At 70.4% G+C, this 25,300-nt stretch carries 24 protein-coding genes and 1 pseudogene; 10 read left to right on the top strand and 15 right to left on the bottom strand.

What is annotated here, in order from left to right; genetic code table 11:
- Window positions 1–90: 90 nt before the first annotated feature.
- The gene (locus ACF09J_RS31440) at window positions 91–852 is read left to right on the top strand and encodes a hypothetical protein (RefSeq protein WP_392308859.1); all 762 of its coding nucleotides are present in this window, start codon (window positions 91–93) and stop codon (window positions 850–852) included.
- Between the two features lie 405 nt (window positions 853–1,257).
- Here the strand turns inward: ACF09J_RS31440 and ACF09J_RS31435 are convergent, their stop codons facing one another.
- The 6 genes from ACF09J_RS31435 to ACF09J_RS31410 all read right to left on the bottom strand — a co-directional run bounded on the left by ACF09J_RS31435 (window position 1,258) and on the right by ACF09J_RS31410 (window position 6,121).
- Complete coding sequence (locus tag ACF09J_RS31435) at window positions 1,258–1,707, bottom strand: DUF6278 family protein (protein WP_392308858.1); 450 nt, start codon at window positions 1,705–1,707, stop codon at window positions 1,258–1,260.
- A 67-nt stretch (window positions 1,708–1,774) separates the two neighbouring features.
- Window positions 1,775–2,557 (bottom strand): exodeoxyribonuclease III, encoded by a 783-nt coding sequence (locus ACF09J_RS31430; RefSeq protein ID WP_392308857.1) that lies wholly within the window; start codon window positions 2,555–2,557, stop codon window positions 1,775–1,777.
- Window positions 2,558–2,615: 58 nt separating this feature from the next.
- Window positions 2,616–3,251, bottom strand: a complete 636-nt coding sequence (locus ACF09J_RS31425; RefSeq protein ID WP_392308856.1) for an MBL fold metallo-hydrolase — start codon at window positions 3,249–3,251, stop codon at window positions 2,616–2,618.
- A 55-nt stretch (window positions 3,252–3,306) separates the two neighbouring features.
- A complete protein-coding gene (locus ACF09J_RS31420) occupies window positions 3,307–4,602 on the bottom strand; it encodes an alpha/beta fold hydrolase (RefSeq protein ID WP_392308855.1) in 1,296 nt (431 codons plus the stop codon).
- Window positions 4,603–4,992: 390 nt separating this feature from the next.
- On the bottom strand, window positions 4,993–5,385 hold the full coding sequence (locus ACF09J_RS31415; protein WP_392308854.1) for a tyrosine-type recombinase/integrase: 393 nt from the start codon (window positions 5,383–5,385) through the stop codon (window positions 4,993–4,995).
- Window positions 5,386–5,461: 76 nt separating this feature from the next.
- A complete protein-coding gene (locus ACF09J_RS31410) occupies window positions 5,462–6,121 on the bottom strand; it encodes a TetR/AcrR family transcriptional regulator (RefSeq protein ID WP_392308853.1) in 660 nt (219 codons plus the stop codon).
- A gap of 187 nt (window positions 6,122–6,308) precedes the next feature.
- Between ACF09J_RS31410 and ACF09J_RS31405 the strand changes: the two genes are divergently transcribed.
- From ACF09J_RS31405 to ACF09J_RS31375, 7 genes are all read left to right on the top strand, one after another.
- Window positions 6,309–7,856 carry a bifunctional 3-(3-hydroxy-phenyl)propionate/3-hydroxycinnamic acid hydroxylase gene (locus ACF09J_RS31405; protein ID WP_392308852.1) on the top strand — a complete coding sequence of 516 codons (1,548 nt, stop codon included), beginning with the start codon at window positions 6,309–6,311 and terminating at the stop codon, window positions 7,854–7,856.
- 35 nt (window positions 7,857–7,891) lie between these two features.
- Window positions 7,892–8,842 (top strand): VOC family protein, encoded by a 951-nt coding sequence (locus ACF09J_RS31400; protein WP_392308851.1) that lies wholly within the window; start codon window positions 7,892–7,894, stop codon window positions 8,840–8,842.
- Window positions 8,842–9,699: an alpha/beta fold hydrolase gene (locus tag ACF09J_RS31395; protein ID WP_392308850.1), complete on the top strand. Its 858-nt coding sequence runs from the start codon at window positions 8,842–8,844 to the stop codon at window positions 9,697–9,699. The genes ACF09J_RS31400 and ACF09J_RS31395 overlap by 1 nt, the downstream gene beginning before the upstream one ends.
- Window positions 9,692–10,555 (top strand): 2-keto-4-pentenoate hydratase, encoded by an 864-nt coding sequence (locus ACF09J_RS31390; RefSeq protein ID WP_392308849.1) that lies wholly within the window; start codon window positions 9,692–9,694, stop codon window positions 10,553–10,555. Before ACF09J_RS31395 ends, ACF09J_RS31390 begins: the two co-directional genes overlap by 8 nt.
- A complete protein-coding gene (locus tag ACF09J_RS31385) occupies window positions 10,552–11,535 on the top strand; it encodes an acetaldehyde dehydrogenase (acetylating) (protein WP_392308848.1) in 984 nt (327 codons plus the stop codon). Before ACF09J_RS31390 ends, ACF09J_RS31385 begins: the two co-directional genes overlap by 4 nt.
- A complete protein-coding gene (dmpG, locus tag ACF09J_RS31380; RefSeq protein WP_392308847.1) occupies window positions 11,532–12,551 on the top strand; it encodes a 4-hydroxy-2-oxovalerate aldolase in 1,020 nt (339 codons plus the stop codon). The genes ACF09J_RS31385 and dmpG overlap by 4 nt, the downstream gene beginning before the upstream one ends.
- A gap of 319 nt (window positions 12,552–12,870) precedes the next feature.
- Window positions 12,871–13,824, top strand: coding sequence for an MBL fold metallo-hydrolase (locus ACF09J_RS31375; RefSeq protein ID WP_392308846.1), 954 nt, complete (start codon window positions 12,871–12,873; stop codon window positions 13,822–13,824).
- Between the two features lie 315 nt (window positions 13,825–14,139).
- Here ACF09J_RS31375 and ACF09J_RS31370 read toward each other — a convergent pair whose 3' ends face one another.
- Genes ACF09J_RS31370 through ACF09J_RS31350 form a run of 5 tightly spaced genes read right to left on the bottom strand, consistent with a single transcriptional unit; the run spans window position 14,140 to window position 19,022 of the window.
- Window positions 14,140–15,135, bottom strand: a complete 996-nt coding sequence (locus ACF09J_RS31370) for a hypothetical protein (protein WP_392308845.1) — start codon at window positions 15,133–15,135, stop codon at window positions 14,140–14,142.
- Window positions 15,122–16,390 (bottom strand): FAD-dependent oxidoreductase, encoded by a 1,269-nt coding sequence (locus tag ACF09J_RS31365; protein ID WP_392308844.1) that lies wholly within the window; start codon window positions 16,388–16,390, stop codon window positions 15,122–15,124. Before ACF09J_RS31365 ends, ACF09J_RS31370 begins: the two co-directional genes overlap by 14 nt.
- 12 nt (window positions 16,391–16,402) lie before the next feature.
- A complete protein-coding gene (locus tag ACF09J_RS31360) occupies window positions 16,403–17,035 on the bottom strand; it encodes a maleylpyruvate isomerase N-terminal domain-containing protein (protein WP_392308843.1) in 633 nt (210 codons plus the stop codon).
- On the bottom strand, window positions 17,032–17,859 hold the full coding sequence (locus tag ACF09J_RS31355; protein ID WP_392308842.1) for a fumarylacetoacetate hydrolase family protein: 828 nt from the start codon (window positions 17,857–17,859) through the stop codon (window positions 17,032–17,034). The genes ACF09J_RS31360 and ACF09J_RS31355 overlap by 4 nt, the downstream gene beginning before the upstream one ends.
- A 2-nt stretch (window positions 17,860–17,861) precedes the next feature.
- Complete coding sequence (locus ACF09J_RS31350; protein WP_392308841.1) at window positions 17,862–19,022, bottom strand: cupin domain-containing protein; 1,161 nt, start codon at window positions 19,020–19,022, stop codon at window positions 17,862–17,864.
- A gap of 71 nt (window positions 19,023–19,093) precedes the next feature.
- On the opposite strand from ACF09J_RS31350, the gene ACF09J_RS31345 reads away from it, so the two are divergent.
- On the top strand, window positions 19,094–19,864 hold the full coding sequence (locus ACF09J_RS31345; protein WP_392308840.1) for an IclR family transcriptional regulator: 771 nt from the start codon (window positions 19,094–19,096) through the stop codon (window positions 19,862–19,864).
- 315 nt (window positions 19,865–20,179) lie between these two features.
- Here the strand turns inward: ACF09J_RS31345 and ACF09J_RS31340 are convergent, their stop codons facing one another.
- From ACF09J_RS31340 to ACF09J_RS31330, 3 genes are all read right to left on the bottom strand, one after another.
- Window positions 20,180–21,175 (bottom strand): hypothetical protein, encoded by a 996-nt coding sequence (locus ACF09J_RS31340; RefSeq protein WP_392308839.1) that lies wholly within the window; start codon window positions 21,173–21,175, stop codon window positions 20,180–20,182.
- Between the two features lie 53 nt (window positions 21,176–21,228).
- Complete coding sequence (locus ACF09J_RS31335) at window positions 21,229–22,194, bottom strand: alpha/beta hydrolase (RefSeq protein ID WP_392308838.1); 966 nt, start codon at window positions 22,192–22,194, stop codon at window positions 21,229–21,231.
- A 192-nt stretch (window positions 22,195–22,386) separates the two neighbouring features.
- Window positions 22,387–23,439, bottom strand: a complete 1,053-nt coding sequence (locus ACF09J_RS31330) for an alcohol dehydrogenase catalytic domain-containing protein (RefSeq protein ID WP_392308837.1) — start codon at window positions 23,437–23,439, stop codon at window positions 22,387–22,389.
- 48 nt (window positions 23,440–23,487) lie between these two features.
- Here ACF09J_RS31330 and ACF09J_RS31325 point away from each other — a divergent pair, with 48 nt between their 5' ends.
- Window positions 23,488–24,294, top strand: a complete 807-nt coding sequence (locus tag ACF09J_RS31325; RefSeq protein WP_392308836.1) for an SDR family NAD(P)-dependent oxidoreductase — start codon at window positions 23,488–23,490, stop codon at window positions 24,292–24,294.
- Window positions 24,295–24,992: 698 nt separating this feature from the next.
- On the opposite strand, the pseudogene ACF09J_RS31320 reads toward ACF09J_RS31325, so the two are convergent.
- A pseudogene (locus tag ACF09J_RS31320) lies at window positions 24,993–25,115 on the bottom strand (IS110 family transposase); the annotation flags it as partial.
- Between the last annotated feature and the right edge of the window lie 185 nt (window positions 25,116–25,300).

The following is a 25,300-nucleotide window of genomic DNA, read 5'->3' as shown; positions in this document are numbered from 1 at the left end:
CAGCTTAATTCATTGCCATGCTCTCGTCAGGGTGGCAGAGCCAGTCGAGTGTCGAACAAAGGTGCGCAGGACCGGCTACCATGCGCGGCCATGAACGACGACGTGCGCAACATCGTCCTGGGCGTGGCCGCGACGGCGGTCAGCGCCGCGTTCGGCTGGCTGGCCCGCACCTATCTGTGGCGGCGCAAACTGCGCCGCAAGCAGGCCTTCCTGGGGCTGCCCGACCACGCCGAGTCGCTCCTCGTGGTCAACCGCGACCCGGCGACGGCGGAACTCGCGGTGCACCGGTTCGACGTGTTCGCCCTGCTCGAACTCGCCGCGCTGATCAAGAGCTGCGGCGCGAACGCCCAGATGGTCACCCAGGACACGGCCCATCAGGGATTCGGTGAGCGTACGGAGTTCTGCGTCGGCGGACCGGGGTCCAATCGCCGGATGGTGTCCCACATGGCGGCCATGCTGCCGGGCGTGCGGGTGAACACCGACCGCAAGGCAGGCCGCGACCGGTGCGCCTTCCAGATCGGCACCGAGCACTACCGCATGGACCCGGGCGTCACGGAGTACGTACTGCTGGCCCGCCTCACCGCGGGCGAGCGCAGCGGCACCCGGCCGGTGTTCCTGTTCTGCGGCCAGCGCGCGATCGACAACCAGGCCGGGACCCGCTATCTGGCCCGCAACCACGAGCGGCTGTCCCGCAAGTACGGCAGCGGCTCCTTCGTACTGCTGCTGAAGGTGATCAACTCCGAGGCCTACGGTCCTGACGTGGTCGAACTCGTCGCGGACGTGACCCGCGCGGCGCGCACCCCTCTGCCGGAGCCGGAAGCCGAGCCTTCCACGGGCGTCACCAGCACATGACGTACGGCGGCGCGGCCGGAGAGCCGGTCGTTCGGCGTGAATCCGTGTCGAGGGCCGGGGCGAGCACAACGTCGAGGGCCGGGGCGAGCACAACCCGTCCGGCGCGCAGCTGACCTTCTCCTCGTCGGCGGACGATCCGTCATGTCGGTCCGTCCTGCCGCGCGAGCAGTGATCTCCGGCTGCCGCCGGCCGGGTATGGCTCTCTGTGACCTGCTGCCCCCTACGATCGAGGGGCCGCCGTGGGGGTGCCTCACCCGGCAGCAGCGTCCCCGCCCCGGTGGCGGTGGGCCGAGGCGCCATCACCACAAGGACGAGCGGAACATGGTAGTCGAGGTCGGGCCCGCCGGTCCCGGCGGTGTGCGGAAACGCCCTTCGGCGGCCGTTCCGTCCCCCTCGTGCCGGTGCTCAGACCTCCGCGATCTCCGCGTAGAGCTGGGAGAGTTCGGGTGCGCCGGCGCCGGCCCAGCCGTGGCCGGCGGTCACCACGTCGATCTCGCGGCCGGAGGCCAGCCGGACGAACGGACGGCCGTCAGGCCCGATCTCCCATCCGGCGCCGGGGACGGTCCGTACGACGACCGTGCCCAGGTACAGCCCTGCGTCGTTGCCGAGCCAGGTCAGGGTCTCCTCGTCGTCGCGCCAGCGCGGCAGCAACTGGTCCAGCGCCTCGAGGGAGGCGGCCGAGTCGTCGAGCCGGAGGCCCGTCCCGGACACCTGGGAACGCAACAGCTCGCACTCGGAGAGGAGTTGGGCGAGACCTGCCCGGCTCTCCGATCCCGCGGATCCCTCCGAGAACACCACGGTGCCGAAGGACGAGTCCCGCCTTTTGCGCCACCTGTCCAGGAAAGGGATGTCCATGGCCCCAGGGTGACATCCGCACCCCCGTTCGCACCACAGGCGCGCGGGCCTGCCGGAGGCCGGGGCCTCACTGGACGTCGAGGTCCACCACCACCGGGGCGTGGTCGGAGGCGCCCTTGCCCTTGCGCTCCTCGCGGTCGACGTAGGAGTCGGTGACCGCCTTCGCGAAGGGCTCGTTGCCGTACACCAGGTCGATGCGCATGCCGCGGTTCTTCGGGAAGCAGAGCTGGCGGTAGTCCCAGTACGTGAACGGCTGGTTGTACTTCAGGGGCCGGGGCACGACGTCCGAGAGGCCGACCTCACGGAGGGCGGTCAGGGCGGCGCGCTCGGCGGGGGTGACGTGGGTGGAGCCCTCGAAGGCGGCGCGGTCGTAGACGTCGTCGTCGGTCGGCGCGACGTTGTAGTCGCCGAGGACGGCGAAGGGGCGGCTGCCGCCCGCGTCGCCGGCGACGGCCGCCCTGAGGGCCTCGAACCACTGGATCTTGTAGGCGTAGTGCGGGTGGTCCACCTCGCGGCCGTTGGGCACGTACACCGACCAGACGCGGACCGGGCCGCAGGTCGCCGAGATGGCCCGGGGCTCCTCCACGCCCTCGTAGCCGGGGTCGCCCGGCAGGCCGCGCACCACGTCCTCGAGGCCGACGCGGGAGAGCACCGCCACGCCGTTCCACCGGCCGGTGGCGTGGACCGCCGCCTCGTAGCCCAGTTCGCGGAGTTGGTCGAACGGGAACTGGTCCTCGGCGACCTTGGCCTCCTGGAGGCACAGCACGTCGGTGCCGCTGCTCTCCAGCCAGGCCAGCAGCCTGGGCAGTCGGGCGGTGATCGAGTTCACGTTCCAGGTCGCGATGCGCATGCCTCACAACCTACCGGGCACCACTGACAACGCCCTCGGCCCGGCTCCTGGGGCCGGCTCAGACCTCCGCCGACGCCCCCGGTGTCAGTCGCAGGTGTTCGGCGCCGCCCAGGGTGCCGAGCTGGCGGTCGTAGATCGGGCGGGCCAGGTCGGTCAGGAGGGCGTCGTGGACGTCGTAGGTCCGCTGCGGCCCGACCTCGCGGACGTAGTCGATCACCTCGGAGATCTTGTTCCAGGGCGCCATCACCGGCAGCATCAGCGTCTCCACCGGGACCTCGGGCACGGTGAGCGCGTCGCCCGGGTGGAAGACGCGGCCGCCGTCGACGAGGTAGCCGACGTTGGTGATGCGCGGGATGTCCGGGTGGATCACCGCGTGCAGCTCGCCGTGGACCTGCACGTCGAAGCCCGCGGCGGTGAAGGTGTCGCCGTGGCCGACGGTGTGCACGCGGCCCGGGAAGGCGGCGGCGATCTGCTCCGCGACGGACTTCAGGGTCCAGATCTCGGCGCCGGGGCGGGACTCCAGGGCGGCGCGCAGCCGGCCCTCGTCGAAATGGTCGGCGTGCTCGTGGGTGACCAGGATCGCGTCGGCGCCGGACGCGGCGTCCCGCTCGCTGAAACCGCCGGGGTCGATGACGAGCGTCCGCCCGTCCTTCTCCAGGCGCACGCAGGCGTGCGACATCTTCGTGAGTCTCATGCGTCCAGCCTGGACCACCCGTGCGCCGGGCGCGCGGGTGGCCCACGGCGGCGGATCACTCCGTGAGCGTGGTCTCCTCGCGTATGACCTGCTGGGCGACCCGGAAGGCGGCGCCCGCGGCGGGAATCCCGCAGTACACCGCGGTCTGCAGCAGCACCTCCTTGATCTCGTCCGGGGTCAGGCCGGTGCGCAGGGCGGCCCGGGTGTGCGCGGCGACGTCCTGGAGCTGGCCGCCCGCGACCAGGGCGGTGAGGGCGACACAGCTCCGGGTGCGCCGGTCCAGGCCGGGCCGGTCCCAGATCTCGCCCCAGGCGTAGCGGGTCAGGAACTCCTGGAAGTCCCCGGAGAAGTCCTCCGCCTCGGCGAGCTCCCCGTCCACGTGCGCGTCGCCGAGCACCTCGCGGCGGGTCTTCATACCGGTGCCGTACCGGTCCGGTCCGCCCGTGGCCTGGGCCGGTACGGGCGCCGGGGCGATCTCGGCGATGGGCGCGGACTGCGGCGGCGCGGCGAGCACCGGCCTGACCGGAGGGCCGACGATCACCATGTGCCCGGTGGTCGAGTCGATGCCGGGGTGCCAGGCGCTGGAGAAGTGCCGCACCAGCAGGTCGGTCACGGCGACGGGCTGCTCCACCGGCACCAGGTGGGAGGCGCCGGGCACGACGGCCAGGCGGGCGTCGCGGATGCCGGCGACCAGGGTGCGCGCCTCGGCGGGGCCGGTGACCTGGTCGTCGGAGCCGACCAGGACCAGCGTGGGCACGCCGATGTGGCCGAGGTCGGCGCGGGCGTCGAAGACGGCCAGGGCCTCGCAGGCGGCGATGTAGCAGCCGGGGTCGGTGGTGCGCACCATCTGCACGGCCCACTCGGTGATCGCGGGCTGCGCGGCGGCGAAACCGGTGGTGAACCACCGCTCCGGGGAGGTGCGGGCGATGGGGTCGAGCCCGTTCGTCCGGACGATCACCCCGCGCTGCCGGAACTCGTCGGCGGTGCCGAACCGCGGTGAGGTGGCGATCAGCGCGAGGGAGGCGAGGCGCTCCGGGTGGCGCAGCGCCAGTTCGACGCCGATCGCGCCGCCGAGCGCGCACCCGGCGTACCCGAAGCGCTGCACTCCCAGTCCGTCCAGGGTGGCCAGCAGACGGGTGACCAGGTCGGAGACCGAGTCGGCGGGGTGCGCGGGCGCTCCCCCGTGTCCCGGCAGATCGAACCGGAACACACGCCACTGCTTCGTCAGCTCGGGGACCTGCCGGTCCCACATGTGCCATGTGGTACCCAGTGAGGGACCCAAGATCAGGACTGGGGCGTCTTCTGGCCCGTCAAAGCGGTATTGCAGGGTGTTCGGTGGTGTCTCGCTCACGCCCCAGACCCTCTCACGTGTCACGAGCTGTCACACGGCCGGGGAAAAACCCAGCGACTCCCGCGCCTGACAGCGCCACACCGCCGGCGCTGCCGGAACCCTCGAAGACCCAGGTACAAGTTCTCCGACGTGTACGCGTGGCCGCCCGGACAGTGCATCCTCCTGACACGCGCGCTCGCCCAGTCCCTGCTCCGCAGAGCTTCCTGCTTCGGCACTGCTTTCACGCGGTCCGGTTTGCAGCAAAGCGTATGCTGCTGGCTCCAAGGATCAGCATGACCCACCTGAAAGCCTTCCGGGATCTCACCGATCAGCAGCCGGAACACCACACAGTGGACAAGCTGTGTCTTTCCCTCGTAGGAGACCAATCGCCCCGCTGCCAGGCTTCCTGACTCACGCTTGCTTCTCCGCCGCAAAACCGTGAAGGCCATCCCACGTGGTCGCGGCTCCGCGGAGGTCCTCCACGTCCGGCTTCACGTACCACTTCTTCTTCGTGGTCCTGACGTTCGTGTGCCCAGCCCATCGGGCGAGGATGTGATCCGGCACGCCGTTGTTGGCGAGATAGGTGAGACAGGACGAGCGAGCGTCGTACAGGCGTACTCGGCGAAGACCAAGGATCTCCATGAGCCGGTACGCGCGTCTACGGAGTTGCTTGATCGTGAAGGCTTCCCCGGTCTCGTGCACCACGACGTACCCGGAGTCCAAGTAAGCCTCACCGAGGACGAGCTTCTCCTTGTCCTGGAGAGCCTTGAACGACTGGAGGGCAGCCAGCACCGGAGCCGGCAAGGGCAGATGGTCACTGGGGGCGGCCCGCCGCTGTGCCCGCACCCATGCCCCTGAAGCCGGGCTGGGCTGCCCGCCGTCAGGAGCGCAGGCGCACGGCGATGGACTCGCCGAGGGTCGCCACCGCATCGGTGAGCAGGTCCATTGCCTCAGCCATCGAGCGGGAAGGGTCGGCCTGCCAGGCGACGAAGGCCCCGTCGAAGCCCGCGATGGCGAAGTAGTCCAGCCGGTCGGCCACGGTCCGCGCGACCTCAGGGCCGTACTCGGCGAACGAGTCCGCGATCATGTGGTTCATGTGCGCGCGGCCGTCCCGCCGCACCCGTTCGATGATGCGGTTCACCTCCGCGGCCTCCGCGGCCTCCGCCACCTCGGCGTTCATCACGAGGATCAGGTGCAGCCGCAGGAAGTCCGGGTGGGCGAGGAAGACGTCACCGGTGCGCTGGAGGTACCAGCGCAGCCGCTCCCGTGCGCTCCCCTCGCGCGGCGGATGCGCTTGTGCCCGCGCCATGTGCTCGAAGAAGGCGTAGGCCCCGTGCTCCATGACGGCGGAGAGCAGTCCGGCCTTGGAACGGAAGTGGTGGTAGACCGCGCTCCTGGGCAACCCCGACTCACGGCTGAGGTCCGACAGCGTGGTCGCCGCGAATCCCCGTTCCGCCATCAGACGCGATGCGGTCTCCAGGATCTCCTCACGGGAGCGTCGCCCCCTGCGGTTGCCGGTGTTGTCGCGTCTGGTCTCCACGCGCTGCAGCATACCCACGCTCACCAGGCCGGATCTTAGGCGGTCGGCGGCGATACGGGTGGGAATTCTGCTGTGCGGAATCCGTGAGGCACCCCCCTTGACCGACCTTTTCGGCCGTGTGACAGTCCCCACTATTGGACTGAACGACCGGTCCAAAACCTTGAGGACGATCGGCAAGGAGGCCGTCATGCCCCAGGACTTCGACGCGGATGTCGCCGTCATCGGCTACGGCCCTACGGGCGTCGTCGGTGCTCTCACCCTCGCTCAGCAGGGTGCGCGAGTGATCGCCTTCGAACGGGACAAAGAGATCTATTCCCGGGCACGGGCGGTCACGGTCAACGACTGGACCGTGCGAATCTTCCAGAGCCTGGGCATCGGCGAGCGCATCGAGAAGGTGATCGACCCGCAGCGCGCACTGCGCTGGGTCACGTACGACGGGCACGAGGTGATGCGCATCGAGCATCCGCCGTCGGCGCTCGGGACGAGGGCGCGCTTCTACAACATCTACCAGCCGACCTTGGAAACCGAGTTGCGGGCCTGCGCGCAGGACCGAGGGGACCTGATATCGGTGCGCTACGGCGCCGAGGTGACGGAAATCGAGCAGGACGACTCCGGGGTCACGGTCACCACCACCGACACGGCCACCGGCGAGGTCCGCAGGTACCGGACCCGGTACGCGATCGCCGCGGACGGCGGCAGCAGCAGGACCCGGCAGCGGCTGGGCATCCAGCTGCTCGGCGACACCAACGAGGTCACCTGGGTGGTCGTCGACTGCCGGGTCAAGCGCTGGTGGCCTGACCGCGACTTCCTCACCTTCTGGACGGACAAGGAGCGGCCGGTCGTCGACATCGCCCTGTCGGCCGGCAACCACCGCTGGGAGATCCCGCTCAAGCCGCGCGAGACCGAGGCCGACTTTCCCACCAGCACCGAGGTGTGGCCCCTGCTCAAGGCGCTGGGGGTGAGCGAGGACGACGTCGAGATCCACCAGCACGCCTTCTACCGGCACCACGTACGGATGGCGCAGACCTGGCGCTCCGGCCGGGTCTTCCTGGCCGGCGACGCCGCGCACCTGATGCCGCCCTGGGCGGGCGCCGGGATGCAGACCGGGATGCGCGACGCGCACAACCTGGGCTGGAAGCTCGGCCGGGTGCTGGCCGGACAGCTGCCCGAGTCCTGGCTCGAGACCTATGAGGCCGAGCGCCGTCCGAACGCCGCCTTCTACACCGGGCTCGCGGTGCAGCTCGGCCGGGTGATCAAGCAGGAGATCTCCGACGAGGAGCGGGCCGCCCTGTCCGCGGCGCCGCCCGAGGGACTCGTCACCCCCTTCGAGCCGCCACTGATCGCGCCGCCGCTGCTGGAGGCCGGCTGGCTGCGCGGCCCGCTCGGCGACGCCAGCATCGTCGGCCGGATGGTGCCGCAGCCGGTGGTCGGCGACACCGTCGGCCGGATGGCGCTGCTGGACGAACTGCTCGGCGACACCTTCGTGCTGCTGGGCGATGACGTCCACCCCTCGACGCTGCTGACCGAGGAAGAACGTCGGCAGTGGGACGCGCTCGGCGCCCGCTACCGCGCGGTCCGCCCGCAGAACGCCTACACCCAGGGGCCCGACGAACTCGTCGACCTGGACGGCGTGCTCGGCTCCTGGCTGCGCCGGTACGGGGTGCGCGCGGTGGCCCTGCGCCCCGACCGCTTCGTGGCCGCCGCCGACACCAGCGGGCTCGCCGTCCCCGCCTGACCGTCCGTCCACCCACCTTCAAGGAGAGATCTTCCATGAGCGGAGTCAAGGAACTCGCGTACGTCGTCTACGAGGTCGGCGATCTCGCCGACTGGGAGCGCTTCGGGGTCGAGTTGCTCGGTATGCAGCTAGGTGAGCGCGGCGAGGAACGGTTCACCCTGCGCCTGGACGAGAAGGCGCACCGCTGGATTGTCACCCGGGGGCCGGCCGACGACCTGGTCGTCAGCGGGTACGAGGTCGACGGCGACGCCGAACTCGACGCGCTCGTCGAGCGGTTGCGGGCCGCCGGCCTCCAGGTCGACGAGGAGGACGCGGCGCTCGCCGCGGACCGCCGGGTGGAGCGGATCTTCGCCACCACCGACCCCATGGGCAACCGCGTCGAACTGGTCACCGGGCTGTCCGACGCCGACACCCCGTTCGCCTCCAAGGCGTTGCTCGGCGAGTTCGTCACCGGGGCCGGCGGCGCCGGACACCAGGTGCTGCTGGCCCACGGGGTGAGCCGTGAGGATTACCTCGGCTTCTACCGCGACCTGCTCGGCTTCAAGATCAGCGACATCATCGTCGAGGAACTGGCCCCCGGCATCGTCGCGGACCTGATCTTCCTGCACTGCAACGGCCGCCACCACACCGTCGCGTTCGGCGACATGCCCTCCCCCAAGCGCACCCACCACTTCATGGTCGAGGTCACCGACATCCGGGACGTGGGCCTGGCCTACGACCGCTGCATGGACGCCAAGCAGCCGTTCGAGATGACGCTGGGGATGCACCCCAACGACCACATGTTCAGCTTCTACGTCTTCACCCCCTCCGGTTTCTCCGTCGAGTACGGCTGGGGCGGGCTCATCATCGACGACGCCACCTGGCAGGTGCGCACCCTCGACCGGCTGCACAGCTGGGGCCACCGCCCGCCGGGCGCGGTGGCCGAGCTGCTCGCCGCGGCGCCATCCCCGCTGGAAACCGAAGGAACCGAAGGAGGAGAGCGCTGATGGCACTCGCCAAGGAACAGACCGCGCGCATGGTCAGGACCCGCGACTGGTCGCTGCGCTACTACGAGGCCGGCTCCGGCCATCCGCTGGTGCTGCTGCACGGCAGCGGCCCGGGGGCGACCGGCTGGAGCAACTTCCGCGGCAACATCGAGGCGCTCGCCGAGCACTTCCACGTGTACGCCGTCGACATGCCCGGCTGGGGAGAGTCGGACCCGGCCACGGTCGACCAGCTGGACCACGTCGACGCCGCGATCCAGTTCCTCGACGCGCTGGGCATTCCACGGGCCGCGTTCGTGGGGAACTCCATGGGCGGCCAGACCTCGCTCCGGCTGGCCACCGAGCACCCCGGGCGGATCAGCCACCTGGTGACCATGGGGCCGCCGGTGGGGCGCATGCCCAGCCTGTTCGGGGCCGGTGACGGGCCGTCCGAGGGGCTGAAGGTCCTCATCGAGGCCTACCAGGACCCGAGCCCGCAGAACATGCGCCGGCTGGTCGAGATCATGTGCTACGACAAGGCGCGCTTTGCGACGCCGGAGCTGTGCGAGGCCCGTTCGCAGGCGGCCCTCGCCCGGCCCGAGCACCTGGCCAACTATGTGGCGGGGTTGCCGCACGGGGCGCCGCTGCCGCGCTGGGTGGACCCGGCCCGGCTGCGCGACATCGCGGTGCCCACCCTTCTCATCCACGGCCGCGACGACCGTGTGGTCTCCTTCGAGAGCTCCCTGTTCCTGCTGGCGAACATCCCCGACTCCCGGCTGGTCCTGCTCAACCGCTGCGGTCACTGGGCGATGATCGAGCACGCCGAGGAGTTCAACCGGCTGGTCATCGACTTCGTCCGGGGGAATCCCGGCGATGAATGACACCAGGCGGGTGCAGCGGGCGGCTGCTGCCCAGGATGTGCCGCAGGAGGCCGGCGCCCGGCAGGTGCCGCAGGGGGTCGCGGAGGCGGCCGCTCGGCTGCTGGAGGCTGACGCCACCCGCGTTCCGTGCGCGCCGGTGCGGGATCTGATCGGCACCGCCGACACCGGTGCCGCGTACGCCGTGCAGCAGCGGGTCACGGCGGCGCGCCTGGCGCGTGGCGCACGCGTCGTGGGCCACAAGATCGGGCTGACCTCGCCCGCTGTGCAGCGTCAACTCGGCGTGGACCAGCCGGACTTCGGAGTGCTGCTTGACGACATGGGATACGCGGACGGCGACACCGTGCCGTACGCGTCCGTGCTCCAGCCCCGGGTCGAGGCCGAGATCGCGTTCGTGCTGGGCGCGGACCTGGCCGAAGGCCAGCTGGACCTGGCCCGGGTGCGGGCCGCGGTCGACCATGCCGTGGCCGCCCTGGAGATCTGCGGCAGCCGTGTCGCGGGCTGGGACATCACCCTGTCCGACACGGTCGCCGACAACGCCTCTGCGGGCGCCTTCGTGCTCGGCCGGGAGCGCCACAGCCTCGCCGAGTTCGAACCGCGGACGGCCGTGATGGAGATGTCCGTCGACGGCCGGACCGTGTCCGAGGGCACCGGCGCGGACTGTCTGGGCGACCCGCTCGCCGCGGTGCTCTGGCTGGCCCGCACCGCACGTGACCTGGACGATCCGCTGCGGGCCGGCCATGTGGTGCTCTCCGGTGCGCTCGGTCCGATGAGCCCGCTCGCACCGGGCGCACAGGTCACCGCGGTGATCGGCGGGCTCGGCACGGTCACCACCGCCATCGGGGAAGGAACGGTATGACAACGCGCGCAGACGGTGCGCCGCGCACCAAGGTCGCGATCATCGGCTCGGGCAACATCGGTACCGATCTCATGATCAAGGTGCTGCGCACCGCCCAACACCTGGAGATGGGCGCCCTGGTCGGCATCGACCCGGCATCCGACGGCCTGGCGCGTGCCAGGCGCCTGAACGTGGCCACCACGCACGAGGGCGTGGACGGGCTGATCGCCCTGCCCGGCTTCGACGAGATCGACATCGTCTTCGACGCCACCTCGGCGGGGGCCCACCAGGCCAACGCGGCGAAACTGACACCGCTGGGCAAGCGGCTGATCGACCTGACCCCGGCGGCGATCGGCCCGTACGTCGTCCCGGCGGTCAACATGGAGGAACACCTGGACGCCCCGAACGTGAACATGGTCACCTGCGGCGGCCAGGCCACCATCCCGGTGGTTGCCGCGATCTCCCGGGTGGTCCCGGTCCACTACGCGGAGATCGTCGCCTCGATCGCCTCCAAGTCGGCCGGTCCGGGCACCCGCGCCAACATCGACGAGTTCACCGAGACCACGTCCCGGGCGCTGGTCGAGGTGGGCGGCGCGGACCGCGGCAAGGCGATCATCATCCTCAACCCGGCCGAGCCGCCGCTGATCATGCGGGACACCGTGCTCTGCCTGGTGGAGGCGCCCGACACCACCCGGCACGCCGCGATCCAGGAGAGCGTCGCCGCGATGGTGGCCGAGGTGGCGGCCTACGTCCCCGGCTACCGGCTGAAGCAGCAGGTGCAGATCACCCCGGTCCCCGGGGACCAGCCGGTACAGACCCTGCTGGCCGAGGGCGCGGCCGGCCTACCGACCCACCAGGTGTCCGTGTTCCTGGAGGTCGAGGGCGCGGCCCACTACCTCCCGGCCTACGCGGGCAACCTCGACATCATGACCTCGGCCGCACTCAGGGTGGCCGAGCGGATCGCGGCCCGTACGGCCGGTGCCTGCGAGGTGACAGCATGAGCAGCAGCATCTTCGTCCAGGACGTGACCCTGCGGGACGGGATGCACGCCGTCCGGCACCGGATCACCCCGGCGGACGTGCAACGGATCGTAAGGGCACTGGACGCCGCCGGCGTCGACGCCATCGAGGTCGCCCACGGCGACGGGCTGGCGGGCGGCTCGCTCAACTACGGCCCCGGCTCCCACACCGACTGGGCGTGGATCGAGGCGGCAGCCTCGGTGCTGGAGCGGGCACGGCTGACCACCCTGCTGCTGCCGGGCGTGGGCACCATCCACGACCTGAAGACCGCCTACGACCTGGGGGTGCGCTCGGTCCGGGTGGCCACCCACTGCACCGAGGCGGACATCTCCGCACAGCACATCGCCGCGGCCCGCGAACTGGGTATGGACGTCTCCGGCTTCCTGATGCTCTCCCACCGCGCCGAACCGGCCCGACTCGCCGAGCAGGCCCGGCTGATGGAGTCCTACGGCGCGCACTGCGTCTACGTCACCGACTCCGGCGGCCGACTCACCATGAAGGACGTCGCCGACCGGGTCCGGGCCTATCGCGACGTCCTGGACGACGGCACCGAGATCGGCATCCACGCCCACGAGAACCTCTCGCTGTCGGTGGCCAACAGCATCGTCGCCGTGGAACACGGGGTGCGCCGTGTCGACGCCTCCCTGGCGGGCCACGGCGCGGGCGCGGGCAACTGCCCCCTGGAGGCGTTCATCGCGGTGGCGAACCTCTCGGGCCTCCAGCATGGTTGCGACCTGTTCCAGTTGCAGGACGCCGCCGACGACCTGATCCGCCCGCTCCAGGACCGCCCGGTCCGCGTGGACCGCGAAACCCTCACGCTGGGCTACGCCGGCGTCTATTCCTCCTTCCTGCGCCACGCGGAGATCGCCTCCGACCGCTACGGCGTCGACGTCCGCGCCATCCTGCTGGAGTGCGGCCGACGGGGCCTGGTAGGCGGCCAGGAGGACATGATCGTCGACGTGGCCCTCACCCTGGCCGGCCGCTGCGCGGCCGGCTGACCAGGCGGTCAATCGCTGCCGGCAACCACACCGCCCTCCCACCGGCTGCCCTCTGAACTCAACGACCAGTCCAGGACTTCGAGACGACCGGCAAGTCCGATACGACGGCCAAGAACAATCAAGGAGGCCCAGTATGTGCCTATCGTGTGGACCTACCGAGGGCGCCGGGGATCGCTCCGCAATCGGGCGGCGTGGTCTGCTGACGGCCATGGGAGGAGCGGGACTCGCCTTCGGGCTGGCTGCCTGCGGATCACCGGGCGCGCCCGCGGCCGCCATCCCTGCGCGCCCCGTCGCGAACGAGCGGAAAGCGAAGCTCCAGGTGGTGCTGCTCGGGACTCAGGCCGGGCCGCCACCGACGCCGGATCGCGCCGGGATTTCCACGGCGTTGCTGGTCGACGGCCACATCTACCTGATCGACTGCGGCCGCTCCTCGGTCACCCAGTTCGCCAGGGCGGGCCTCGATTTCTCCGCAATCCGGTCGATCTTCCTCACCCACCTGCACATCGACCACATCGCCGACTACTACAACTACATCGTCCTGGGCGGAGCCGAGGTCAACGGCGGGCTGGGCAGCCGTGGCCCGGTCCAGGTCTATGGACCTGGACCTGCGGGCGGGCTTCCACCGAAGTTCGGCGGGGGCGCAGCACCGGTGGTAGCTCCCTCGGACCCGACGCCGGGCACGCGTACGCTGACACAGAAGTGGACCGAGGCCGTCGCCTACTCCAGCAACGTCTTCATACGCGACTCCGGCGTGAGAGATCCGAACACGCTGCTGGAAGTCCGGGAGATCGAACTCCCCGAAGTCGGGGCCGACTTCACGAACACCGCCCCCCTGATGCAGCCATTTCCGGTGATGAGCGACGACAAGGTGAAGGTCAGCGCGGTCCTCGTGCCACACGGACCGGTGTTCCCCTCCTTCGCGTTCCGCTTCGACACCGAGTACGGGTCGGTCACCTTCTCCGGCGACACCACCCATACCCCCAACATCCCTGCCCTCGCCAAGAACACCGACCTGCTCGTGCACGAAGCGATCAACCTGCAGGGTGCCCAGCTCTCGCCCGCCCTGCACAACCACATGCTCGAATCGCATGTCGAGGTGCAGAAAGTGGGCGCCGTAGCCCACGAGGCCGGTGCGAAGCGGCTCGTTCTCAGTCACCTCGTCGACTTCGCCCACGACTCCCTCGACGCGCCGCAATGGCGACGCTGGGCCAAACAGGGCTACGACGGCGAAGTCGTCGTCGGCTCCGACCTGCAATACCTCACCGTGAAGTAGGGGTTACTGGCGCGCTCTTCTTCGTCGACGGGGGATCGGCCAGGCCGTGAAGCCGGCCAGAACACGCTCTGCACCGACTCTGCATGGGACGCACTGCCGGCGTCCGAGCAGACGCCTGTCAGCGTGGACATCAGAGGGCGTGAGGGTCGTCGGACCGGCACCCGGTGGCAGGACCGGTGCTGGTCCGACGCCCTTTACCGGGACGACCGTGCCGTTTTCGGCGACCAGGTCGATGAGCTGCACCCCGATGAACTTCTTGTCGATGTCCACGATGACTTTCAGGTCGCGGAGGTGCGGTCCCCTTCCGCCGGACGATCAGCGGGGATTCAACAGTGCCCCACGCCGGAATCGTATAGGGGGAGTGACCATGCCGTTGGGTCGTCCACGGAGATGACGGCGCGGTAGGCGTGTTCGCCGGGGCAGGACCGAGGTGTCGTCCTTGTCCTCGACGCACTCCAGCCGGTGGCCGAGCCGCATCATGCCCTCGGGCAGCACGCCGAGCAGGAACTCGATGAAGTCGCCGCGGCTCACAGGGCGTGCGCGCCGTGATAGTCGACGTCGGCGCGGGCGGAGTGCGGCAGGGTGGAGACAACCATCGGCCGCGGTACGAAGACCCACCTGCTGCGGCTTGTCGCCACCGACGAAGCCGGTGCAGGCGGCGAGGTGGGCCGGTCTTCGCCGACAGCGACTTGGATGCGTCGGCGAGCGCGTCGGCGGCCTCGACGGCGGAGTTCGAGCCCTGGCCCTGGTGGTGGGCGCCCAGGTGCCGTTCGGGCACAGGGCGGCGATGTCGAAGGGCACCTGGCCACGGTGGCGCGGGGCCGCTAGACCCGATCGCGATGCGCGCCGCGGAAGAAGCACGGGATCGGCACGCCTGTGGCGAACGCGGCGCGGCGGCGGCACGGTAGATGCATGGCTGTACGGCAGGTCGTTCGCGGGGTGCCACTTGGCCACCCCTGTCGCGCAGACGGGGAGCAGGATCCGGTCGGTGTGTCCGGTTGGCACGAGGTCGGCGACCAAGGCGGCGCGCTCGGCGTCGGTGAGGTGCTCGTCGTCCTCGATGCCGACGTGGTCGAGGACGACACGGGCGCCGCGGGCGGCGATCTTCTCGGGTGCACCGGCGGTGACGGCGTCCTTGCGGTCCAGTGCCGACGGCCACCCGGTCAGCCGGCAGCTTCTCGTCCAGGACGACGTCGAGTTCGCCTGCGGCGTGGCGAGGTCGTCGGGGCGTACGTCGGCCAGAGCCCCGCCGAACCGGCCGAACGGGGTGCGGGCCGCCGCTAGAGGCAGGCGTTGCTCATGCCGTCCCACCCGTGAGCACCGCTTCCCCGACGGCCGCCGAGGACAGCGGGACCGGCGTGAACATCTCCGGTTCCTGGTCCGGCGTCAGCGCGGTCGGCCCGTACAGCCAGTCGGTGAACGCGTAGTCGTAGGTGTCGCGGGCGCGCAGCAGGGCGTTGCGCTGCTCGCGGGCGAGACCGTCGAGGTGCCACAGCTCGCCCCACTTGCGGGAGGTGGTCAGCACGCGGCGGCAGTGCTCCGGGCGGACGGCCTCGTAGGCGGCGAGGGCGGCGTCCCAGTCGATCGTGCCGTCCTCGGCGCGGTTGCGGGCGACGTGCTCGCCCAGCACCCAGCCGTCCTCGATGGCCATGATCGCGCCCTGCGCGATGTACTGCAGCGGCGGGTGCGCGGAGTCGCCGAGGAGCACTATCCGGTCGTCGACCCAGGTCATGATCGGGTCGCGGTCGAACATCCGCCACCACTTGTCCCGCCACATGAACGGCAGCCCGTCCCGGACGAAGTCGCAGGTCTCGGCGAAGGCGGCGTCGAGCTCGTCGGGCGTGCCCCAGTCCTCCTGTCCAGCCAGGGCCTTGGGGGACTCGAAGACCGCGACCTGGTTGAGCAGTTTCCCGCCGCGCAGGCCGTAGTGGACGAAGTGACAGCCGGGGCCGACGTAGACGGCGACCTCACCGAGGTCGACGGGGGCCACGCGGGGCGACTCGGCGGATACGGTGCCGCGGTAGGCGACGTACGCGGAGGAGACCGGTTCGTCGTCGACGAGCAGCTTGCGGGCGGCGGAGTGCAGGCCGTCGGCCGCGATCACGAGCGCGGCCTCGTGGGTGGCGCCGGACGCGAGGGTCGCGCGGGCGCCGCCCCCGGTGTTCTCGTACGCGTCCACCTGGGCGTCGGTGATCAGCTCTACGCCGGCGCGCTCGCCGGCGCGCAGCAGCAGGCCGTGCAGATCGCTGCGGTGGATGACCAGGTACGGGTAGCCGTAGCGCTTCTCCAGGTCGCGCAGGTCGAGCCGGGTCAGCTCGCTGCCGTCGACGGCGTCGCGCATGACCATCGCGTCGGGGACCATGCCGAGGCTCTTGGCCTCGTCCAGCAGGCCGTAGTCGTCGAGGATGCGGGTGCAGTTGGGGGCGAGCTGGATGCCGGCGCCGACCTCGCCGAAGGCGGGGGCGCTCTCCAGCAGGCGGACGCTCAGGCCCTGGCGGGTCAGCGAGTACGCCGCGCCGAGGCCGCCTATGCCGCCTCCGACGACGATCACATCAGGTTGGGACATGGGACTCACCTCTCAGAGCCAGGGAGCGAGTTCGGGGGCGTCGGCGAGCGAGTGGGGGCGGCCGGCCAGCCAGGCGGTGACCTCGGGCAGCGGTCCGTCGGGCAGCTCGGTCAGTTGGCGCCGGTCGCGGATCTCGTCGGCCAGGGCGGCGAGGAAGCCGTCCGGCAGGTCGGCGAAGGTGACGCCGGTGCCGAGGTCGACGGCGTGGACGCAGACCTCGCGGGCGCGCATCCACGGCAGCTCGGTGGCGGGGACGGTGCGGCCCTGGGCGGTGACGACCTCGCGGTGCCACTGCTCGCCGGTCAGCCGGTCCAGGGCCACGGCGAGCTTCTCGGACGAGCCGGTCAGCCAGGAGCGCAGCTCGCCGGCCGACAGGGAGGGGCCCCTGGCGATACCGGCGGCGCGCTCCTCGGGGGAGGCGTACATCGGCGTGGGTTCGCTGGTGGCCGCCCAGTGCACCAGGTTGTGCAGGCCGTCGGCGTTGGCGGCGACGTGCGCCACGAGGTGCTTGCGCGTCCAGTCCGGCAGCACGCTGGGGGCCGAGAAGCCGGCCTCGTCGAAGCCCGCGACGGCATTGAGCATCAGCTCGGTGCCGATGCGGGCCCAGGCGCAGGCGTCGGCGGGCGTCTGCGTGCCGTCCGTCATGCCTCGACCACCTTGTTGGTGCAGGCGCCCAGGCCGGTGATCTCGGTGACCACGGTCTGGCCGGGGACCAGGAAGACCTTGGGATCGCGGGCGTTGCCCACGCCGGCCGGGGTGCCGGTGGCGATGATGTCGCCCGGGCGCAGGGTGATGACGGTCGAGATGTACTGGACGAGGAAGACCGGGTCGAACAGCAGCGTGCCCGTGTCGTCGCGCTGCATGACCTGGCCGTCGACGGTCGTCTTCACTTCGAGCGAGGGGCGGACGCCGCCGACCTCGTCGGGGGTGACGACGTAGGGGCCGACGGGGGTGGTGGCCTCCCAGATCTTGCCCTGGGTCCACTCGATGGTGCGGAACTGCCAGTCCCGCACCGAGATGTCGTTCATGACGGTGAAGCCGGCAATGGCCTCGGCGGCCTGCCGTTCGTCGGCGCGGCGCACCCGCTTGCCGATGACGACGGCCAGCTCGACCTCCCAGTCGAACGCCTCGGTCTCGGCGGGCCTGACGATGGCGTCGTGCGCGCCGAGCAGGGTCTCGGCGAACTTCGGGAAGAGTGTCGGGTAGTTCGGCAGGTCGCGGCCCATCTCCTTGATGTGGTTGGTGTAGTTGTGGCCGACGCAGACGACCTTGGAAGGGTTCGGGACGACCGGCGCGAAGTCCGCACCGTCCAGTGGGTACGTGGTGCCGGTCGCGACGGCGGCCCGTTCGCGCCAGCCGTCCTCGGCGAACAGCTCGCCCAGGTCGGCGTGTCCGAGGTCGACGAGGACGTCGCCGTCGAGGCGGACCGCCCGGGTCCCGTCGGCGGTGCGGAGGGTGGCGAGCTTCATGTTCAGGCGTCCTTCTGGGTGCGGTCGAGCTTGAGCGCCTCGAAGACGGGCGCGTCGGAGAAGCGGAAGAGGTCGAGGGCGCCCTCGTCGGAGTCGGTCGCGCCGGCCTGGGACCTGACGGAGAACGGCTCCCAGGACGGGACGACGAACAGGTCGCCGCGGCTGACCGTCCAGGACTTCTCGCCGACGGTCACCACACCGGAACCGTCGAAGACCTGGTAGACGGAGGAGCCGGTCTCACGCACCGGCGCGGTCTCGGCGCCGCGGGCGATTCGGTGGAACTCGGCGCGAACGGTCGGCAGGACGTCGGAGCCGTCATGCGGGTTGGAGTAGCGCACCGCGGCGTGGCCGGGCTCGACGGTGCCGCCGAAACCCTCCTTCTCCAGCAGCAGCTGGTCGCCCAGGGCGGCGTTGGTGTACTCCCACTTGTAGGACAGCAGCGGGCTGCCCGGCGTGGCCGGGACGGCCGACAGCGGGCGCAGGCCCGGGTGGCCCCACAGGCGCTCGGAGCGTGACCGCTGCGGCGTGATCCGCTCGGCGTCGTTGATCTCGTCGCGGCCGAACTCGAAGAACTGCGCCTCGGTGACGTACTGGAAGGGGATGTCCAGGCCGTCGATCCAGGCCATCGGCTCGGCGCTGGCGTTGTGGTGGGCGTGCCAGTTCCAGCCGGCCTGCGGGAGGAAGTCACCGCGGTTCATCGGCACCGGGTCGCCGCCGACGACCGTCCACACACCCGAGCCCTCGACGACGAAGCGGAAGGCGTGCTGGGTGTGGCGGTGCTCGGGGGCGTCCTCACCCGGCATGAGGTACTGGATGGCGGCCCACAGGGTCGGCGTGGCGAAGGGCCTGCCGCCGAGGGAGGGGTTGGCCAGCGCGATGGCCCGACGCTCACCGCCGCGGCCGACGGGGACGAGGTCACCGGCCCGGTCCGCCAGCTCCCGCAGTCGCTCCCAGCGCCACAGGTGCGGCACGGCACGCGAGCGCGGATGGGCCGGCATCAGGTCGCCGATCTCGGTCCACAGCGGAACGAGCAACTCCTGCTCGAAGCCCCGGTACAGCTCTTCGAGCGCCGGGGTGACCTCGGGTTGCCCCTCCGCGGAAACGGCCTGGAGCCGGACCGGGGAACCGGTGGCGATGTCTTGGGCGATGGAGGACTGAGTCACAGACCTCAGCGTGCACCCTGTCTTCCTGGAGGACATGTAGATTCTGGAGAACAGAACGGGAAGGGCACGCCATGGACAATCCGCTCAAGACACCGCCGCCCTACCCCATCGCCAGCGTGGACCACGCGCTTCGGGCGGCGACCATCCTGCAGATGGAGGGCGGCGCGACCGTGTCGCAAATCGCCGAGCGACTGGGCGTCGCCAGGTCGACCGCCCACCGGCTCCTGGCGATGCTCGTCTACCGGGACTTCGCCGTGCAGGACGAGGACCGCGTCTACCGCGCCGGGCCGGTGCTGGCCGCGCACTCCCAGTCCCTGGTGTCGCGGCTGCGCGCGGCGGCCCTGCCGCATCTGCATCGGGTCGTCGACCTGCTGGACGAGACGACGAACCTGATCGTGCGCACCGGGGACACGGCCCGGTTCATCGCCAGCGTCGAGTGCCGGCAGGCGCTCAGGGTCGGCTCCCGGGAGGGCATGGTGTTCCCGGCCCACCGCACGACGGCGGGGCTGCTGCTGCTCGCGGACCTCACCGACGAGGAGCTGGACGAGGTGTACGCGCCGGAGCGCTACCACGACCGCCCGGCCGAGCGGCCGGACCTCCCCCGGCTGCGGACCGAGCTGAGGCGGCTGCGCCGCAACGGGTTCGCCGTCAACAAGGAGCGCTCCGAGCGGGGTTTGATCGCCGTTGGCGTCCCGGTGCGTGACCGGGACCGCACCGCGCTGGCCGGTCTGTCGGTGTCGATGCCCAGCGTGCGCTACGACCCGAAGCGTTTGCAGTCGCTGGTCGCCACGCTGGAGGCGGCAGTGCAGGCCCTCGAGGAAGACTTGGCCGACCAGTTCTGAAGCGCGATCAAGTCGACGGCCTTCGGCCGGGAGGACGCAGCACCTCGTCGTGGCGGCAGTGGGCACCGGCAGAGGTTGCCTCGGAAACGAGCGACACGTTCGCGAACGCGTCGACTTGGCCAAGCTGGCGCAGTCAGGAGCGCAGGCGCACGACGATGGACTGAACGAGTCAGTGATCATGCGGCGACCGAGTGGTCTCCTTCAAAGGCTCCTTCTCCCTACTGACGAACTATCGTGATTACGCCACAGCGGTCACGGGCGATCCGAGCCGTGAGCCCGGCGCGCGTTCTGTCCGTACCTTCGTCGCGGGACCGGTTACGCCGGCTTGGAGCGCGCCGGGATGATCGGGTCGGTGAGGCGTAGCAGCAGTGCCGCGGCGATGTATCGCATCTGGCCGACGTTGGTGCGCGGGTCGTAGCCCAGGGTTTGTGTCAGTGCCTCGTGGCGTGCTTGCACGGTGGAGTGGTGCATGCCCAGTGCGGCGGCGGCGGAGCGGATGCTGTCGGCTTCCACCAGCGTGCGGAGTACGTCCGCGGAACGCGTGTCGAGCCCGGCGAGGGCGCGCACGTCCTCGTGCGGATTCTGCGGGTCGTATGCCTGGGCGAGCAGGACCATCGCTCCAAGGTCGGTCGCGTCGACGATCGGTGCGGAGTCGTCCGTCAGCCGGAGGGCGATGATCGCCGCGTCCCAGGAATCGGGAGCACGGTCGGCGCGCACCCAGGTTCCGAACCCGACCGGCTTTGGAGGATCGAGCTTGCCGAAGACATCGAGTGTAGCCCTCAGCAGCCCGTACCGGGTCGGCACGATCGCGGAGGGCGCGCCGATCTCGGCGGTGTCCGCGGCGGTGGCCAGGATCCGCACCGGCGTTGCCGGATCGATCCGGTGCCTGGCGAGGTGTGGCACCCGCTCGGCGATCGGACGGGCTGGGTCGATGACCGCGTCGAGGCCGCCGTCGGGACGGCGGCGCCCCTCGAGCAGCTCGACTCCCAGCGCGAGGCGCTCCATGATCATCGCGTCGTGGGGTTCCGGTTCCTCGTCTCTCTCGAGCCACACCGTCCAGTCGCCGTGGGACATCTTTGGGAAACGCCGGACTTCGACAGGTTTGGTGACCGCATGCCCATCGGGGTCGCGTCGGCTCACGCGTCCTCGGATCTCGGCGCCCGCGACCGTGCCGGAAAGGACCGCGGCACCCCGCAGGAGCCCGTCGAGTCCGGCGCCCCGGGTGATGAGGACGTCGAAGTACGACACGATCCGCAGGCTTTCGCTCGCCTCCGGGTCGAGTGCGCTCAGCCGACCGACCAAATGGTGCAATTGCTTTCCTTTGCTCCTTCTGGGAGTGTATCGGGCGCTGGGGAGGGGGGTCCTCAGGATCCCAGGGTGCGGGCCACCCAGGCGTTGCGAGCGGCCGTCATGGCGTGTGCGAGCGCGGTGTGCGGCGCGGTCAGGTCGAAGCCGTGGAATCCGCCGGGCCAGACGTGCAGCTCGGCCTGCACGCCCGCGTGCCAGAGGGCGGTCGCGTACGCGACGTCCTCGTCCCGGAACACCTCGGCCGAACCGCAGTCGATGAACGCTGGCGGCAGCCCCGTGAGATCGGTCGCGCGGGCGGGCGCGGCGTAGACGGAGACGTCGTCGGTGCCGCGCCGTTCTTGCAGGAGCGCGGTCCAGCCCATGACGTTGCTCCCGCGGTCCCACACGCCGACAGCGTCGAACTGCGCCGAGGAGAGCGTCCGGTCCCTGTCGTCGAGCATCGGATACATGAGGACCTGACCGATCAAGGCAGGTCCCTGCCGGTCTCGTGCCATCAGCGCGATACCGGCGGCGAGACCGCCCCCGGCGCTCTGCCCGGCGATGATCAGCCTGTCGGGGTCCATTCCGAGCTCTCGGGCGTGGTCAGCCGTCCAGAGCAGACCGGCGTAGCAGTCCTCGACCGGGTAGGGATCGGGGTGCTCGGGTGCCAGCCGGTAGTCGACGGTGACCAGGACGGCGTCGTGCTCGACGACCCACGGCAGGGCCTGGACCAGACCCGAGAACTGATCACCGGAGACCATGCCACCGCCGTGCGTGTGGTAGATCCCCGGCCCGAGTCCCCGGTGATCCTCCCGGGCGATCACCGAGACGGTGATCTCGTCGCCCAAATACCCCGGAACCTGGACGTCGCGCCGGGTCAGACCGGAAGCCTTGAGCATCTCGCCGGTGACCTCTGCCGGTGCTGCACGACGCATGTCGGGGATCATCTCCGCGGTCATGGTCGGCGGTATCTGATCCCCGAGGACCGCGAGTACGGCCTCAAGCTCCGGGTCGAACGGGGGGCGCGGAATGCTGATGGACATGGGGACTCCTTCTTCCGCACCGCGTGATCGCGGTGCGGATCAATCGTTCTGGGCGAGCCACCGCGTGAGGAACCGCCGAACGCCGCAGTCTCGGGCGACGTCCTCCGCCGTACGCGCGCCTGGCCCGCCGGAAGGGCCCAGCCCCGGTACGGACCAGCCCGCAGGCCGTCCGTACCGGGGCGTTCGGGACGCTCAGCCGAGGCGCAGGAGCGTCTTCCCGCCGATGCCCTGGCGCAGTGTGTGCAGGGCATCGATGACGCCGTCCAGCGGAAGCTCCCGCACCCAGCCGGTCGTGTCGTAGAACCCGTCCGCCATGGCCGCGATGACCTCGTCGAACTCCTCGCGGCGATAGCCCACCGCGCCCACGACCTCGGTCTCGCCCATCATCAGCCCGGTGGGCTGGAAGTCCATGGTGTGCTCGTGCAGCGCTGCGACCACCAGTCGACCGCCGGGCACCAGACCCGCCATGACGGAGGTGACCGCCGCGCCCGCGCCGGCGGCGTCCACCGCCGCGTCCACACCGTCACCATCGGTGAGCAAGGCAATGGCATCCGCGAGATCCTGGTTCACCGGGTCGATGACACGCGCACCCAGCGCCGCCATGATCGCGCGTCGGTCCGCGCTCGGCTCGGACACCAGCACCTTCTCCACCCCACGGGCCTTGAACGCGAACCAGGCACCGATACCGATCGGCCCGGCCCCCGCCACCAGCGCGCTGCCACCCGCTTCCACACCGCTGCGCGCGACAGCGTGCCAGCCCACCGCCATCGGCTCGACGAGCGCACCCATCCGCAAATCCACACCGTCCGGCAGCACGTGCACCTTCGACGCGTCGCACACGGTGAACTCCGACAGACCACCGCCCTCCACGTTCGACCCCAGCGAGCCCATCAGCCGGCACGAGAAGGGCAGCCCCCGGCGGCAGGCCGCACACGTGCCGCAGGACACCGCCAAGGGAAAGACGGCACAGCGGTCACCGACCTGCACATCCGCCACGCCGTCACCGATCTCGACGACGGTGCCGGAGAACTCGTGCCCCAGGATCTGCGGCAAAGTGGCCCCAGTCAGGGGGTGCGGCTCGTCCAGGGAGAACGGCAGCGACTCGGGATAGAAGAAGAAATGGAGATCGGAGCCGCAGATACCGGCGAACGCGTTGCGCAGCTTCACCTGCCCCGGGCCTGGGCTGGGCTCCGGCACCTCCTCGATGCGGATGTCTTCCTTGCCGTAGAACCGTGCTGCCTTCATGTTTCTCCTTCGGTATCTGTCACGTGCACGTCCGGGCGAGCTCCGGCAATGGTTCGACGGGAGAACAGGCCGGTGGCACCGCCGCGCAGGGCAGATGTCGGGCAGTTCCCCCGCCATCCGCGCGCCGTACTTCCGTCGAGAGCCGGGGTAGGGCCAGGGCCTCCGCGCCAAGCGCGTGAACGGCGGGTCGAGCGGTCGGCATGCGCCGCGAACGGCGGTGTCGTCACGCGATGGATCCTGTGCAACAACGCGGGCGTGAACGGGGGCGGACCGATCGACGAGACACCGCTCCAGGTGTGGCGTTGGGTGTTCTCGGTCAACATCGAGGGGCAGTTCACCGGGGTCTCGACATTCCTCCCGCGATTCAAGCAGCGCGGCCGTCGAGCGCACATCGTGAACACCGCCTCGATGGCGGGGATCGTGCCGGTGATCCACGTGGGTGCCTACGCCTCGTCGAAGTTCGCCAGCGTCGGGTTCTCGATGGTGCTCAGGGACGAGCTTCGGGGAACCGGCGTAGGAGTATCCCTGCTCGTGCCGGGCACGATGGCCACCCGTATCAATGCCACCGCCGCGAAGGCCGAGGCGAGACTGCTCGGGCAGGACGTGAAGTCCGGGGTAGTGGCTGCGAACAACGCGGTGCTCGCTCAGGGAGCCGATCCGGACCGTGTCGGTGCGCAAGTGCTCGAAGCCATGCGGGAACGGCAGTTCCTGATCGTCACCCATCGCGACTTCGAGCCGCTCGTCAGCCGCGTACACGCCGAGATCGAGCGAGCGTTCCGTGAGTTCGACGGCCGGCACGGACCGGACGCGGCAGCACGAATGCTGCTGGAAGGCAGGAATCCGGTCTCGTCGTAGTGCACCCGGTCCGCGGAGAGCGGGCAAGTCGTGCTGGAGCGCCTCTCCGACGATGTCGGTCCCGTGCGATGTCGTCCCCGTCACAGGCGGTGGTCGCTCCTGGAGCCGAGCAACTGTCCAGGCTGGGCACTGAGCAGACCTGCGCAGCTGGACGATCCGGTCAGTCATGCTCCACCCAGGCGTGGCCGGGGCGCGCCATGAGCGCGGATCCCTACGAACGAGTGAGCGCGTGCGATCGCAAATCAGGCGCACCCTGAATCGTCACTGGGACCCGGACTGCATGAGGCGCTGACCGATTGCCCGGGCCAGCGCAGCCCATCTCACGACGAAGCCGCACCGGAACGCTCCGGTGCGGCTTCGTCGTCACACGGCTCCGCAAAGAGGTTCCCCCGAAAGATGGTCCCTGGCAGGGCTTCGCCGTACCACCCGCTATCACACAGCTGTCACGAACTCGGCGGACCCTCTCAAACTAAAAGGCCCTGACCTGCAGATTCGTGCCTGCCCTGGAAGCGCTGGACGTCCCTGGACGGTCTCTACAACCTGTGCCATGTGGTGCCCAGGGAGGGACCCAGGATCAGGACAGGTGCGTCTTCTGGCCCGTCAAAGCGGTATTGCAGGGTGTTCGGTGGTGTCTCGCTCACCCGTCAGACCCTCTCATCTCTCACGACTGCCCACCATGTGGGGCATGACTTTGCGGGCCGGGTGCGTGCGTCGACGCGCAGGCGAGTCCGCACGATCCGGTGCAGGGCGGCGTCGGCCTGCCGGTCGCCGCCACGGTTGAGACGCCGGTACCGCCGACTTCCCGAGGACGCCCGGCGGGGCCGGCCCCTCGTTGGATCACACAGGCGATGGATCACCCTGTCCCGCTCTCCAGGTACCGTCAGGGTATGAGTCATCCGCACCCCGAACTAAAAGCCGCCCCGCCTCTTCCCGAAGGAGGGCTGCGGGTCATCGCCCTGGGCGGCCTGGGTGAGATCGGCCGCAACATGACCGTCTTCGAGCACGC

The organism is Streptomyces sp. NPDC014889 (assembly GCF_043081205.1).
Classification (GTDB): domain Bacteria; phylum Actinomycetota; class Actinomycetes; order Streptomycetales; family Streptomycetaceae; genus Streptomyces.
The sequence above is the reverse complement of the archived record's forward strand: the minus strand, read 5'-3'. Positions and strand labels throughout refer to the sequence as shown.